Here is a 13505-nt window from a genome sequence, read left to right as displayed (position 1 = left end):
GCAGCCTTCTCCTGGCCTTCAGAAGTAGCGACCGGGTGCGATGGTCCCGGCCGGGTCGATGGAGTCCTTGAGGCGCCTGGTGAACGCCCGTTCGCCCGGCTGCCCGCCGCAGCGGTCGAACCACTCGCGGTGGTCGACGTCGAGGCGGTACGGCAGGAAGCCGGCCTCGGTGAAGCTCTCGTACACCAGGTCCAGCGCCCGGTGCGCGACCTCGGCGTCGCTCCGGTCGAACTTGAGGGTGACGACGAGGTCGACGACGTCGGGCCCGAGCACGTTCCCGGTCGCACCGCAGGCGATTCCCGTCTCCCTGCGCACCCGTTCGAGCAACCCGTCCGCCGTCACGACGGCCTCCGGGGTGAACGGCAGCAGCGGCAGGAAGAAGAGGAACCCGATGCGTTCGTCGAGCTGGTCGGCCGGCATGCCCATCTTCGCCTCGAACACGGTGTCCGTGACGTCCGGGTCGCCGAGGTAGGAACGCTCGACCAGCGCCGTCACCTCGTGGTGCGGACTGGCCGGGTCGGTCGCGTCGGTGTTGGAGACGTCGGTGAAGACGCCGCTGCGCACCGCTTCGTCGACGATGATCCCGCTGAGCGCGGCGACGGCGGCAGGGGTGCCGTCCACGCAGACGTGCGCGAGCCATTCGCCCGGTGTGCTGCCGTAACCGCGTGCGGCGGCGGGGTTGTAGAACTTGAGCACGCCGCTGACCAGACCCTGCGCCTGCCAGCGGCGCAGGTGCGCGGTCGCCTCGCCGAGCTTGGCGGGCTGGAAGTTCAGCCGCACCACGCGCAGCGCCTCGGGACGCGGCAGCAACCGGACGACGGCACCGGTCACGATGCCGAAGTTGCCCTGGACGAACAGCTGCACCAGCGACGGGCCGAGCCCGTGCGGGTACACCGGGGTCTGCCGCTGCGCGTCCGGCCACCAGCCGACGCGCACGACCTCGCCGTCCGGCAGCACGACCTCGAGCCCCATCAGGTCTTCCACCCGCTGGTGGCGCAGTCCCACGCCGCGGTCGAGGGCGTTGCCGATCACGCTGGAGTGCGCGGACGACACGGTCACGTTGAGCATCCGGCCGGTGCCGTCCAGCCGGGCGGCCAGTTGCCCCTGTGTCACACCGGGTTCGACGACGGCCCAGCCCGCGTCGACGTCGATCTCCCTGATCTCGTCGAGTGAGCCGAGGTCGAGCACCACCACGTCGTCGTCGGCCGGTTCGCGGGAGCCGAGGCCCCAGTTGCGGCCGGTGCTGTACGCGTGCAGCGACACCGATCGCGCCGCGTACGCGGTGACCAGCCTGCGCACCTCGTCGGGCGTGCGCGGCCGGACGGTGCCGAACACCTTGCGCTGCCGGAACAAACCGGTGTTGGCGCCGGGTCCCTCTGGTGACACGCGGTCCGCGCCGACGATGTCCGCGGCGATGCCGATCGTGTCGGTGTCGGGCGTTTCGCTCATCACTTGACTGCCTCTTCCGTCTGTTGCTGGCAGCGGCCCGCGTGGTACTCGCCGTGCAGGAAGACCAGTGGTGGCCGCCTTCCGCGTTGTGCCCCGGTGGCGATCACGTCGCCCACCACGACGGTGTGGTCGCCGACGTCGACGTGCTGCCGCAGCCGGCACTCCAGCCAGGCCGGGGAGTCGAGCACCAGTGCGCCGGTGTCGTCGCCCGGCGTCGCGGACAGGGTGTGCAGCGCCGCCGCGCGGACCTCCCGCTTCTGCGCGAACGCCCTGGCGACGTCGGTCGCGCTGATGTCCAAAATGGACAGAGCCCAGACCTTGGTGTCCAGCAGGTCGGCCAGGAAGGTGGAGTCGCGGCGCAGGCACACCGACACCAGCGGCGGATCGAGCGAGACGGATGTCAGCGAGTTGACCGTTACGCCGTCGTGTGTTCGTCCGTTCGGGCCATCGGCGTACGTGGTCATCACGCAGACGCCGGTGGCGAAGTTGCGCATCGCCATGCGTAGATCGACGCCCACGGGTCTCCCCTTGTCGAGTGAGGTTGGGTTCGGGATTTGCTTTCATCCCTTTGAACGCAAGGACTTTCGCGTGATGACACCGATAGTATCGAGCCGTGCGGGACGGGCCTGTCCGGTCCGCGCACACGTTTTCGGCATTTCGCGCACGGGTGAGGGAGCGAAGAACCAGATGATCTCGACCGAGAACGGCCTGAAGAGGGTCGCCGAGCTCGCGTCCACTCAGGACTGGCTGGCGGTTCTGGTGACGATGCGAACGAACGGTGAACCGGCGGTGTCCGTCGTGAACGCCGGCGTCGTGGCGCACCCGGTGACCGGCGAGCAGGTCCTCGCGCTGGTCTCACGTGGTGGGACGACCAAACTGCGCAACCTGCGCAAGACCCCGCAGGCGACGTTGGTGTTCCGGTCGGGCTGGGACTGGATCGCGGTGACGGGCCCGGTGCAGATCGCCGGTCCGGATGACGAATTGCCCGGACTGCCGGCCGATCGCGTGCCGCAGCTGCTGCGGGACATCTACGCGGCGGCCGGGGGAACGCACCCCGATCTCGAGGAGTACGACCGGGAAATGCTGGCTGACCGGCGTGCGGCGGTGTTCGTCACGCCGCAGAAGTTCAGCTCGAACCCGACGCCGCACGACCGGGAAGACTGATCGCCGTGCCGTTGGTGCTGCGACGTCGCAGCACCAACGGCTCTTTCAGGCGGCGACGGCCTCGTTGCGCATCCGGCGGAAGTCGCGCGGCGTCACGCCGTACTTCATCCGGAACAGCCTGCTGACCTGTGACGCGTCGACCAGGCCCCAGCGCTCGCCCAGAGCGGCGACGGTCAGGTGGTCGTAGCGCGGTTCGGTGAGGTCGGCGCGCAGGCGCGCGAGACGTTCGTCCCTGATCCACTTGGCGGGACTCGTGCCCTGCTCGGCGAAGAGGACCTGCAGATAGCGCAGTGAGATGTTGTACCGCCTGGCGAGCGTGGCCGGGCTGAGTCCGCAGTCGCCGAGGTGTTCCTTGGCGAAGCTGCAGATCCGCAGCATCAGCAGGCGGCGCGCCGCCAGCGGGTCCACCGCGGCGGAACGCAGTCGTTCCGCGAAGAGCGTGGTGATCAGTCCGTTGATCGTCACGCCGAGCGGTTCGATCGCCGCGGCTTCCAGTTCGAGCAGGTGTGCGCCGAGTGCCGCGAACGTGTGGACCGCCAGCGCACCGACGCCGGTCTTGCCGTTCCACGGCGAGGCGGTGACGGCCTGGGTGCTTTGCGGTGTGAGGCCGAGTGAGCGGTGCGGCGCGCGGACCGCGACCATCTGGAACCGCTCCGGCATGCACAGCGTGTACGGCCTGCTGCTGTCGAACGCGACGACGTCACCCGTTTCTACGGTGACGTCCGTGCCGTCCTGGCTCAGCTTCGTGCTGCCCTGCAACGGCGCGGCAACGTAGACGTGGCCACCTTCCCTGCTGGCAACGTGTTCCTGCCTGATGACCGTGTGCGGGTCGGCCGAGATCATGGACACCCGGACGTCACCGAGGCTGCAGGTCATGATGCATCCGCCGTCGAAGCGGTCGCGGTCGCCGAGGACCTGGAGCGTGCCGCAGGTTCGCTTGACCTGGTCCTCCCACTGGTCGAACCTGCACGCCGGATCGGCGGTGGTCGTGCTGACAACCTCCACGACGGACGCGATGGCCACTGTCGACTCCCCCTGAGTTTGTGACGAAATGCGCCAGACCGACCACGCCACGCTGCGCGGAACCCTCACTCTACCCGTTCGAGTGATGCGCATGGAGTCATTATTTGAAATGGTTGTGAGGGCAAACAGGAATGATCACGCGGGCATGACTTCATGTGCGTCCGATGTAACACGGGGTCGCGTCCGGCCGAGTAGCACGTTCTCGGGAATGTCGAACGACCTATTGAAGAACCTTATGGTGACCTCGATCACAGTCGCTTGCGGGGCAGGCGCGTGAGGCCATCTGGACTGCATTGATGCGCTAATCCGCAACTCTCCGCGCGCTGGTGCGCAAACCGGGTGGTTAAGCCGGACGGTAGCCTTCGATCAGCGAGTGACAATCTCGCCCATTCCCTGAATGCACAAGTGTGGCATCGGGTTGTGTTTCGAACTTTCGGCAAGTCAGAGTCAAGGGTGGGACATGTCGTCTTTACCGAGAATCGCCGTGATCGGTGGCGGCGCGTCCGCGGTGTGTTTACTGGACGCGCTGGTGCAGGAACGCGATCTGCGGCCCGGTGTCATCACGGTTTTCGAGCCGTCGCGTCACCTGTGGCGCGGCAGGCCCTATCAGCCGGACCTCGAAGTGGTTCGGGTCAACGCGACGCCGGACGACATGTCCGTGCGCGCCGGCGACAACCAGCACCTCGCCGAGTGGTTGACCACGCGCCAGTTGTTCGTGGGCGGAGCGGCCGCCTACACCGATCCCCTTTCGGGGTCGCACTTCGTGCCGCGTGCCGTCTACGGCGACTACTTGGAACAGTCCGCACGGGCGGCGCTCATGACGCTCCTGCAACGGGACTGGCGCGTCGAGCTGGTGCGGCAACGCGCGGAGTACGCCACGCCGGCCGCGAACGGCGGGCTGAAGCTGCACACCGCACGCGGAGACGTGCACGAAGTGGACTACGCGGTGCTCAGCGTCGGTGCGGGACGGCCTGCTGACCACTATTCGCTTGCAGGACAAGAGGGTTACCTGATGGAGCCCTATCCGGTCGGCCGGACGCTGTCCGCTGTGGACTCCGAGGCCGACGTCGCCGTGATCGGCAGCGGGCTGACCGCGGTGGACGTGGTGCTCGCGCTGAACGCGACAGGGCACCAGGGCAAGATCAGGCTGTTCTCCCGCCGCGGTGTGCTCCCCGGCGTGCGGCAGAAGCAGATCCACCACCGGCTGCGGTACTTCACCCCCGCGCACTTCCGCGGGGTGGCCGCGCGAGGCGAGACGAGGACGCTGCAGGACCTCGTGACGCTCATGAGCGCCGAGCTCGCCGCGGCGGGGGAGAGCGTCGAGGCGGTGCGCGCGGAGATCGACGCGTTGCGCACCGAAGACCCGATCGCGCGGCTGCGCAGGCAGCTCGGCGAGGTCGACTCGCCGAGCACCGGCCTGCGCATTCTGCAGCAGGCCGTTCCCGACGCCGGCCCGGACGTGTGGCCGTTGCTGACCGAGCAGGACAAGAACGCGTTGCTGCAGCGGTACGACCGCGCGCTGATGAGCCTGTGCTGCCCGATGCCGCCCGGCAACGCGGCGGTGCTGCTCTCGCTCGTCGAGTCCGGACAGGTCGAGCTGGTCAACGGACTCGAAGGCGTCGAATCCGTGCCAGGAGACGGTTTCCGCATCGGCACGGCACGCGGCGACCACCGCGCGGCCGTGGTGATCAACGCGACCAACGCGCGGATGCGCAGGGTCAACGAGCTCGCCGCACCGCTCGTCAACTCGCTCGTCGGGGCAGGCCTCGCCGAACCGCACCCGCGCGGCGGTGTGCACGTCGAGCGCGCCACCAGCAGGCTCACCGTCGGTGCCACGCCGAACCCGAGGCTCTACGCGCTCGGCGACCCCGCGGCGGGCAGCCTGTTCTTCACGTTCGGCGTTCAGTCCCTCGTGGACAGAGCGGTCGACATCGTCCGCGCCATCCGCGAGGACAGTGCGGTGCTGACCCCCGGGCACGACGTCCTGCAGTCCGCCTGATCATCATCGAGGAGTTCAACGAAATGTCCACTGTGGAACTTTCCACCGTCGAACCCGTGCGGCCGGGCTACCTCGCCGACACGCACACCGGGCTGCCCATGCCGCACGCGCCGGAGTTCGCCGACATCGCCCAGGAACGCAGGCACCGCAAGCAGCGACTCGCCGCGGCGCTGCGGCTGTTCGGCAAGTACGGCTTCGGGGAAGGGATCTCCGGTCACATCTCGGTGCGCGACCCCGAGCACGACGACAGGTTCTGGGTGAACCCGTTCGGCGTGTCGTTCAACCTGGTGAAGGTCCGCGACCTCATCTGCGTCGACGAGGACGGCACCGTCGTCGAGGGCAACCACCCGGTCAACCCGAGCGCGTTCGTCATCCACTCGAAGATCCACAGCCTGAACCCGAAGGCCGAGGCCGCAGCCCACGCGCACACCGCGCCCTCGCGGGCGCTCGGCGCACTCGGCCAGCTGCTGGAGCCGCTCGACCAGGAGTCGGCCGCGTTCTACCAGGACCAGGTTCTCTACGACGACTACCGCGGCCCGTCCATCGCGGTCGAGCAGGGCCAGGACATCGCCGAGAAGCTCGGCGACAAGCGCGCGATCCTGTTGCGCCACCACGGACTCATCACCGTCGGCGGCTCACTGGAAGAAGCCGTGCACTGGTTCTTCACGTTCGACAGCTGCGCACACGTGCAGCTGCTGGCGATGTCGGCCGGCAAGCCCGTGCCGATGTCGCACGAGCAGGCCCTCGCGGCACAGGACGGTTTCGGCGACGCGCAGCTCGGCTGGTTCAGCTTCCAGCTGCTGTACGACGAGATCACCCTGGAGCAGCCCGATCTCCTCGAGGAGTGAGCGGTGATCCGAGCTATCCGCGGCGCCACCCAGGTGGACGCCGACGACCCGGCACTGGTCGTGGCCGCCACGAAGGAGCTGATGGCCGAGCTGCTCGACCGCAACGGCGTCGACGCCGAGGACGTGATCAGCCTGCTGTTCACGACGACCCCGGACCTGCGCAGCACGTTCCCCGCGGCGGCCGCGCGGGGCGGCTGGCTCGACGACGTGCCCATGATGTGCGCCACCGAGATCGCCGTCCCGACAGGGCTGGCACGCGTGGTGCGGGTCATGGCGCACGTCGAGACGCCCTTGCCGCGGTCGGAGATCCGGCACGTGTACCTGCACGGGGCGTCGGCGCTGCGGCCGGATCTCGTGGCTCGGTGACGGGGTGAGCGGGAGCCCGGCCGGGGTGGGCCGGGCTCGTTGCGCCAGGAGTGCGGACGGTTGGTCCGCCGTGATTGCACCGCGCCGGCCAGCCGGTGCTCTGACCGAGGTCAGCGCTGGTTCAGGCTTTCCCAGCCGCGGCGCGGTGCGCGGGTGCCGTGCTTGGGGTCGCGGCTGCGGTAGACGATGTAGGGCCTGGTCAGGTAGCCGATCGGGGCCGAGAAGACGTGCACCAGGCGGCTGAAAGGCCAGAACGCGACCAGTGCCCAGGCGGAGAGCGCGTGCAGCTGGAAGCCGAGGGGTGCCGCGGCCATCAGGTCCGGCTTCGGCTGGAGGTAGAAGATCGACCGGAACCACGGTGCGACGGTCTCGCGGTAGTCGTGGGGGTGATCGGTCAGGTTGCCGAGGACGGTGGTGCCGAGGCCGAGGACGATGGTGCCGACCAGCAGGACGTACATGATTTTGTCGTTGCGGGTGGTGGCGGAGAAGACCGGGCCCACGGTGCGGCGGCGGTAGACCAGGATCGCCGCGCCCGCGAGGGTCATCGCGCCGGCCAGGACGCCCAGCACCACCGCCAGGAAGTGGTACACCGACTCGCTGATGCCCGCGGCTTCCGTCCAGGACTTGGGGATCAGGACGCCGCCGACGTGGCCCAGTGCGACGAGCAGGATGCCGAAGTGGAACAGCGGGCTGCCCAGGCGCAGGAGCCTGTTCTCGTAGAGCTGGGAGGAGCGGGTGGTCCAGCCGAACTTGTCGTAGCGGTAGCGCCAGACGTGGCCCACGACGAAGACGGTGATGGCCATGTAGGGCACCACGACCCAGAGCATCGTGGTCATCGTGTTCCTCCCAGCAGGTACGGGGCCAGACCGACTTCCTCTTCCGGTGGTCCTGCCGCGGCCAGGCGGGCGACGGCGTCGTGGTCGCGGCCGTGCAGGGGTGGCAGGGTCGCGGAGATCGACGTGAGGACGGACGCCCACGGTGAGCCCGCCTCGCGCAGGCCCAGGCGCATCAGTTCCAGGCCCGCCCGGTGTTCGATCAGGAGTCGTTGTCCGGCAACGGGATCGCCGGTCGCCGCGAACTCGAGCACGACGGCCAGGTGGTCGGGGAGCTCGCTGTCGTCCAGTTCCAGGCCCGCGGCGCGGTAGGCGTGTTTGAACCGCAGCAGTGCCATGCCGCGCTTGCGGGTGTCGCCGTACGCGAAGTAGGTGAGGTACGGGCTGAACTTCTTGCGGTGGTCGAAAGTGGCCACGTAGTCGGCTTCCAGGTCGACCAGGGGAGTTCGGTCGAGGTGGTCGAGGAAGTCGCGCAGGGGAGCGGCGATCGGGCCGGGCAGGGTGTTCACCGCGGTGCGCAGCAGGGGTGTGCGGCTCAGCAGCTGGTGGTCCGGGTAGCTCATGAGCAGTGACTGGATCTGCCAGGCGATCACGACTGCCTCCTCGGCGGGAAGAGTCCCTCCGGGCGGCCTTTGCCGTCCCAGTTGAGCAGGTTCACCCGCTGCGCCTTGTCCGCCGGTGCGGCCATGGTGTCGGTGGACTGGCGGTTCTGCAGCATGCGGAAGTTCTCCACGGCGATGGGGGAGACGCCACCGGAGCTCTCGCCGAACGGGCCGGAGCCACCCATGCCCGGGCCGCCTTCGTAGTCGAGGCTGCACTCGGTGGCCAGTTCCTCCAGACCGTGCGCCTGTTCCGCGTGCGCGGGCGGGATGACGTAGCGGTCCTCGTACTTCGCGATCGCCAGCAGCCGGTACATCTCGTAGACCTGCTCGCCGGTCATGCCGGCCCTGGCGGCGATCTCCTCGCGGGGTTCGCGGCCGAGGTTGATGTCGCGCATGTAGCTGCGCATCGCCGCCAGCTTGCGCAAAACCTCGTTCACCGGCGCGGGATCTCCAGCGGTGAACAGGCGGGCCAGGTACTCGACCGGGATGCGCAACGCCTCGATCGCGGCGAAGAGGTTGCCGTGGTCCTCGGCGTCGTGGCCGGTGTCGCGCAGGACGTCCACGACCGGGGAGAGCGGCGGGATGTACCAGACCATCGGCATGGTGCGGTACTCCGGGTGCAGCGGCAGGGCCACGCGGTAGGTGTTGATCAGGGCGTGGATCGGGGAGCGTTGGGCCGCCTCGATCCAGTCCTGCGGGATGCCCGCTGCGGTGGCGGCCTGCACGACCTCGGGGTCGTCGGGGTCCAGGAACACCTGGCGCTGGGCTTCGAGCAGATCGTGTTCGTCCTGTGTGGACGCTGCGGCGAGGACCCTGTCGGCGTCGTAGAGGACCAGGCCGATGTAGCGCAGCCTGCCGACGCACGTCTCCGCGCACACGGTGGGGAGGCCGACCTCGACGCGGGGGAAGCAGAAGGTGCACTTCTCCGCCTTGCCGGTGCGGTGGTTGAAGTAGACCTTCTTGTACGGGCAGCCGGACACGCACATGCGCCAGCCGCGGCAGCGGTCCTGGTCGACGAGCACGATGCCGTCCTCGGAGCGCTTGTAGATCGCGCCGGACGGGCAGGAGGCCGCGCAGGACGGGTTGAGGCAGTGCTCGCAGATGCGGGGCAGGTAGAACATGAAGGTCTGCTCGAACTCGAAGCGGACCTTGTCCTCGATCCCCTTGATCAACGGGTCCTTCGCCGCGAGTTCCGGTGCACCGGCGAGGTTGTCGTCCCAGTTGGCCGACCAGCGGATCTTCGTGTGCTCGCCGGTGATCAGCGACCGCGGCCGCGCGACCGGGGTGTGCTCCTGCAGCGGTGAGCTGATGAGCGTGTCGTAGTCGTAGGTCCAGGGTTCGTAGTAGTCCTGGATGCTCGGCAGTTTGGGGTTGCTGAAGATGCTGAGGAGTTTGCGCAGCCTGCCGCCGCCCTTGAGCGTGAGCCGTCCTCGGCGGTTGACGGTCCAGCCGCCGAGCCAGCGGTCCTGGTCCTCGTAGGTGCGCGGGTAGCCCTGTCCCGGGCGGGTCTCGACGTTGTTGAACCACACGTACTCGACGCCGGAGCGGTTGGTCCACGTCTGCTTGCAGGTCACCGAGCAGGTGTGGCAGCCGATGCACTTGTCGAGGTTCATGACCATCGCCATCTGCGCCATGACTCGCATCAGTACGTCACCTCCTGGCCGCGGCGGCGGATCACGGTGACCTCGTCGCGCTGGTTGCCGGTCGGGCCCAGGTAGTTGAACGCGAACGACAGCTGGGCGTAGCCGCCGATGAGGTGGCTGGGCTTGATGAGCAGGCGGGTCAGCGAGTTGTGGATGCCGCCGCGCTTTCCCGTGGTCTCGCTGCGCGGCACGTCGATCAGCCGGTCCTGGGCGTGGTGCATGTAGACGGTGCCCTCGGGCATCCGGTGCGACACGATCGCACGCGCCACCACGACGCCGTTGCGGTTGACCGCCTCGATCCAGTCGTTGTCCGCGACGCCGATCTTCGCCGCGTCCTCCGTGGACATCCAGATGGTCTGGCCGCCGCGCGACAGGCTGAGCATGAACAGGTTGTCCTGGTACTCGGAGTGGATGGACCACTTCGAGTGCGGCGTCAGGTACCGGACGGTGATGCCGAGCTCGCCCTGCTCGCCGACAGCGGGCTCGTCGAACAACGCGGTCATGTTCAGCGGAGGCCGGAACACGGGCAGCTGCTCGCCCATCTCGGACATCCAGTCGTGGTCGAGGAAGAAGTGCTGCCTGCCGGTGAGCGTGTGCCACGGCTTGAGCCGTTCGACGTTGATGGTGAACGGCGAGTACCGGCGGCCACCGGTCTCCGAACCCGACCACTCCGGTGAGGTGATCACCGGAACCGGCGCGGCCTGGGTGTCGGCGAACGTGATCTGCTTGCCCTCGTGCTCGGCGGCCAGGTCGGCGAGCTTCGTGCCGGTGCGCTTCTCCAGCGTGCGGAAGCCCTGCGTGGCGAGGTGGCCGTTCGTGGTGCCCGACAGCGCGAGGATCGTCTCGCACGCGTGCACGTCGCGGACCAGCGACGGTCGTCCGTCGGCGGGGCCTCCGTGCACGGTGCCGTTCTTGTGCCGCAGGTACTCGACCTCGCGTTCGAGCGAGTAGGTGATGCCTTTCGTGGTGGCGCCGAGCTTCTCCGCCAACGGTCCGAGAGCACCCATCTTGGCCGCGATCGCGGTGTAGTCGCGTTCCACCACCGTGAGCCGCGGCATCGTGACGCCGGGCACCGGTTCGCACTCGCCGGCCTTCCAGTCGCGGACCACACCGCGCGGGGTGGCGAGCTCGTCCGGGGTGTCGTGCAGCAGCGGTGTCGCGACGACGTCCTTGCGCACGCCCAGGTGCTTCTCCGCGAGGCTGCTGAAGACCTCGGCGATGGCCTGGAACGCCGCCCAGTCGGTGCGGGTCTGCCACGGCGGTGCGATCGCCGGGTTGAACGAGTGCACGAACGGGTGCATGTCGGTGGTGTTGAGGTCGTGCTTCTCGTACCAGGTCGCGGCGGGCAGCACCACGTCGGAGTAGATCGTGGTGCTGGTCATCCGGAAGTCCAGTGACAGCAACAGGTCCAGCTTGCCGGTCGGTGCGCCGACGTCGTCCTCGCGCAGGTTCGAGTCCGTGCCGAGCAGGTGCTTGAGGAAGTACTCGTTGCCCTTGGCCGAGGAGCCGAGCAGGTTCGCGCGCCAGACGGTCAGCACGCGCGGGAAGTTCTCCGGCCGATCCGGTTCCTCACAGGCGAACCTGAGCTGTTCCGACTTCAGCTGGTCGACGACGTAGTCCGGAGTGGACATACCGGAGGCTTCGGCATCGTCGGCCAGGTCCAGGGGGTTGCGGTCGAAGGTCGGGTAGGACGGCATCCAGCCCATCCGCGCGGACTGTGAGATCAGCTCGTGCGTGCTCTTGCCGCCCAACGAGTCGAACCTGTCGTAGCGGAACTGGTCGGTGTGCAGGTACCAGTAGGCGGTCTGGATCATCTGCCGCGGCGGCCGCGACCAGTCCAGGCCGAACGCGAGCTGCGACCAGCCGGTGATCGGACGGCACTTCTCCTGCCCCACGTAGTGCGCCCAGCCGCCGCCGTTGACGCCCTGGCAGCCGGTCAGCGTGGTGAGCGCGAGGAAAGCCCGGTAGATCGTGTCGGAGTGGAACCAGTGGTTCGTGCCCGCGCCCATGAGGATCATCGACCTGCCGCGCGACTCCTCGGCGTTGGCGGCGAACTCCCGCGCGATCCGCTCGGCGGCCTGGGCCGGCACGCCCGTGACGCCTTCCTGCCACGCCGGCGTGTACGGCTCCGCCGCGTCGTCGTACCCGGTCGGCCACGTGCCCGGCAGGCCCGCCCGGTGCACCCCGTACTGGGCGAGCATCAGGTCGAACACCGTGGTGACCAGCTCGCCGTTGACCTGCAGCGCCGGCACCCCGCGTGACATGGTGCCGTCCGCGTCGAACCGCGGCAGGTCGACGAGCACCGAGTCGTTGCCGTACAACGACAACTGGGGATCGGTGTCGCCGAGGTCGAGGTTCCACCTGCCCTCGCCCTGGTCGCCGTAGCGGAAGCCCAGCGAGCCGTTCGGGACGACCGGCACGCCGGTGACCGAGTCCATCACCACGGTCTTGAACGCGGCGTGCTCACCGGCGAGCGCCCCGTACAGGTCCTCGGCCGTCAGGAACTTCCCCGGCGCGTAGGTGTTTCCGCGCTTCTCCAGTCGCACCAGGAACGGCAGGTCCGTGTAGCGCTTGACGTAGTCGGTGAAGTACGGGACCTGCCGGTCGACGAAGAACTCGCGCAGCACGACGTGACCCATCGCCATCGCGAGCGCGCCGTCGGTGCCGGGCGCGGCGGCGAGCCACTCGTCGGCGAACTTGACGTTGTCCGCGTAGTCGGGCGAGACCGCGACGACCTTCTGGCCGCGGTACCGGGCCTCGGTCATCCAGTGCGCGTCCGGCGTCCGGGTCACGGGCACGTTCGAGCCCCACATGATCAGGTAGCCCGCGTCCCACCAGTCGCCGGACTCCGGCACGTCGGTCTGGTCCCCGAACATCTGCGGCGACGCCACCGGCAGGTCGGCGTACCAGTCGTAGAACGACAGCATCGACCCGCCGAGCAGCGACACGAACCTGGCTCCGGACGCGTGCGACACCATCGACATCGCGGGGATGGGGGAGAACCCGGCGACGCGGTCGGGCCCGTACTTCTTGATCGTGTGGACGTGTGCCGCGGCGATCATCTCGGTCGCCTCGTCCCAAGTGGACCGGACCAGTCCGCCCTTGCCGCGCGCCGCCTTGTACCGGCGGGCGCGCTCCGGGTCCTCGACGATCTCCTGCCACGCCAGGACCGGATCTCCGGTGCGCTGCTTGGCTTCCCGGTACATCTCCAGCAGAACGCCGCGGACGTACGGGTAGCGCACGCGGGTGGGGGAGTAGGTGTACCAGGAGAACGCGGCCCCGCGCGGACACCCGCGCGGTTCGTACTCGGGACGGTCCGGGCCCGCGGACGGGTAGTCGGTCTGCTGCGTCTCCCAGGTGATGATCCCGTCCTTGACGTAGACCTTCCAGGAGCACGAGCCGGTGCAGTTCACGCCGTGGGTCGACCGCACCACCTTGTCGTGGCTCCAGCGGTCCCGGTAGAACTCGTCGGCCTGCCGCCCGCCGATCTGGTGCAGTGTGCGGCGGTCGTCCGAGACCTCGGCGCGGGTGAAGAACCGGCGGGTGCCGATGAGCGCGTCAGTGAGCTCGTTGTCCAT

At 68.6% G+C, this 13505-nt stretch carries 11 protein-coding genes; 4 read left to right on the top strand and 7 right to left on the bottom strand.

Going from position 1 to position 13505, the window contains the following annotated elements; all coding sequences use genetic code 11:
* Window positions 1–18: 18 nt before the first annotated feature.
* Both AOM45_RS36140 and AOM45_RS36135 read right to left on the bottom strand, forming a co-directional pair.
* Window positions 19–1449, bottom strand: a complete 1431-nt coding sequence (locus AOM45_RS36140; protein WP_030471081.1) for an FAD-binding oxidoreductase — start codon at window positions 1447–1449, stop codon at window positions 19–21.
* Complete coding sequence (locus AOM45_RS36135) at window positions 1449–1967, bottom strand: flavin reductase family protein (protein ID WP_156094182.1); 519 nt, start codon at window positions 1965–1967, stop codon at window positions 1449–1451. Before AOM45_RS36135 ends, AOM45_RS36140 begins: the two co-directional genes overlap by 1 nt.
* Window positions 1968–2136: 169 nt before the next feature.
* On the opposite strand from AOM45_RS36135, the gene AOM45_RS36130 reads away from it, so the two are divergent.
* Window positions 2137–2613 (top strand): pyridoxamine 5'-phosphate oxidase family protein, encoded by a 477-nt coding sequence (locus AOM45_RS36130; protein WP_030471083.1) that lies wholly within the window; start codon window positions 2137–2139, stop codon window positions 2611–2613.
* 45 nt (window positions 2614–2658) lie between these two features.
* Here AOM45_RS36130 and AOM45_RS36125 read toward each other — a convergent pair whose 3' ends face one another.
* Window positions 2659–3636 (bottom strand): AraC-like ligand-binding domain-containing protein, encoded by a 978-nt coding sequence (locus tag AOM45_RS36125; protein WP_030471084.1) that lies wholly within the window; start codon window positions 3634–3636, stop codon window positions 2659–2661.
* Window positions 3637–4096: 460 nt separating this feature from the next.
* Here AOM45_RS36125 and AOM45_RS36120 point away from each other — a divergent pair, with 460 nt between their 5' ends.
* From AOM45_RS36120 to aroH, 3 genes are read left to right on the top strand one after another with little or no spacing between them, the layout of a single operon-like run.
* Window positions 4097–5635 (top strand): FAD/NAD(P)-binding protein, encoded by a 1539-nt coding sequence (locus AOM45_RS36120; RefSeq protein ID WP_081902500.1) that lies wholly within the window; start codon window positions 4097–4099, stop codon window positions 5633–5635.
* A gap of 23 nt (window positions 5636–5658) precedes the next feature.
* Window positions 5659–6483 carry a class II aldolase/adducin family protein gene (locus tag AOM45_RS36115; RefSeq protein WP_081902501.1) on the top strand — a complete coding sequence of 275 codons (825 nt, stop codon included), beginning with the start codon at window positions 5659–5661 and terminating at the stop codon, window positions 6481–6483.
* A gap of 3 nt (window positions 6484–6486) precedes the next feature.
* A complete protein-coding gene (aroH, locus tag AOM45_RS36110; protein WP_201780129.1) occupies window positions 6487–6849 on the top strand; it encodes a chorismate mutase in 363 nt (120 codons plus the stop codon).
* A gap of 110 nt (window positions 6850–6959) precedes the next feature.
* Here aroH and narI read toward each other — a convergent pair whose 3' ends face one another.
* From narI to AOM45_RS36090, 4 genes are read right to left on the bottom strand one after another with little or no spacing between them, the layout of a single operon-like run.
* A complete protein-coding gene (gene narI / locus AOM45_RS36105; RefSeq protein WP_030471088.1) occupies window positions 6960–7685 on the bottom strand; it encodes a respiratory nitrate reductase subunit gamma in 726 nt (241 codons plus the stop codon).
* Entirely contained in the window at window positions 7682–8245 is a 564-nt protein-coding gene (narJ, locus tag AOM45_RS36100) for a nitrate reductase molybdenum cofactor assembly chaperone (RefSeq protein ID WP_081902512.1), read from the bottom strand. Before narJ ends, narI begins: the two co-directional genes overlap by 4 nt.
* A 26-nt stretch (window positions 8246–8271) precedes the next feature.
* A complete protein-coding gene (gene narH, locus AOM45_RS36095) occupies window positions 8272–9927 on the bottom strand; it encodes a nitrate reductase subunit beta (RefSeq protein ID WP_030471090.1) in 1656 nt (551 codons plus the stop codon).
* A complete protein-coding gene (locus AOM45_RS36090) occupies window positions 9927–13505 on the bottom strand; it encodes a nitrate reductase subunit alpha (RefSeq protein ID WP_030471091.1) in 3579 nt (1192 codons plus the stop codon). Before AOM45_RS36090 ends, narH begins: the two co-directional genes overlap by 1 nt.

This window comes from Lentzea aerocolonigenes, assembly GCF_000974445.1.
Lineage (GTDB): Bacteria > Actinomycetota > Actinomycetes > Mycobacteriales > Pseudonocardiaceae > Lentzea > Lentzea aerocolonigenes.
The sequence above is the reverse complement of the archived record's forward strand: the minus strand, read 5'-3'. Positions and strand labels throughout refer to the sequence as shown.

Coding starts and splice junctions, on each gene's coding strand:
- narI (WP_030471088.1), bottom strand. CDS start 7,685: ATGACCACGATGCTCTGGGTCGTGGTGCCCTACATGGCCATCACCGTC.
- AOM45_RS36115 (WP_081902501.1), top strand. CDS start 5,659: ATGTCCACTGTGGAACTTTCCACCGTCGAACCCGTGCGGCCGGGCTAC.
- narH (WP_030471090.1), bottom strand. CDS start 9,927: ATGCGAGTCATGGCGCAGATGGCGATGGTCATGAACCTCGACAAGTGC.
- narJ (WP_081902512.1), bottom strand. CDS start 8,245: ATGAGCTACCCGGACCACCAGCTGCTGAGCCGCACACCCCTGCTGCGC.
- AOM45_RS36090 (WP_030471091.1), bottom strand. CDS start 13,505: ATGGACAACGAGCTCACTGACGCGCTCATCGGCACCCGCCGGTTCTTC.
- AOM45_RS36130 (WP_030471083.1), top strand. CDS start 2,137: ATGATCTCGACCGAGAACGGCCTGAAGAGGGTCGCCGAGCTCGCGTCC.
- AOM45_RS36140 (WP_030471081.1), bottom strand. CDS start 1,449: ATGAGCGAAACGCCCGACACCGACACGATCGGCATCGCCGCGGACATC.
- AOM45_RS36120 (WP_081902500.1), top strand. CDS start 4,097: ATGTCGTCTTTACCGAGAATCGCCGTGATCGGTGGCGGCGCGTCCGCG.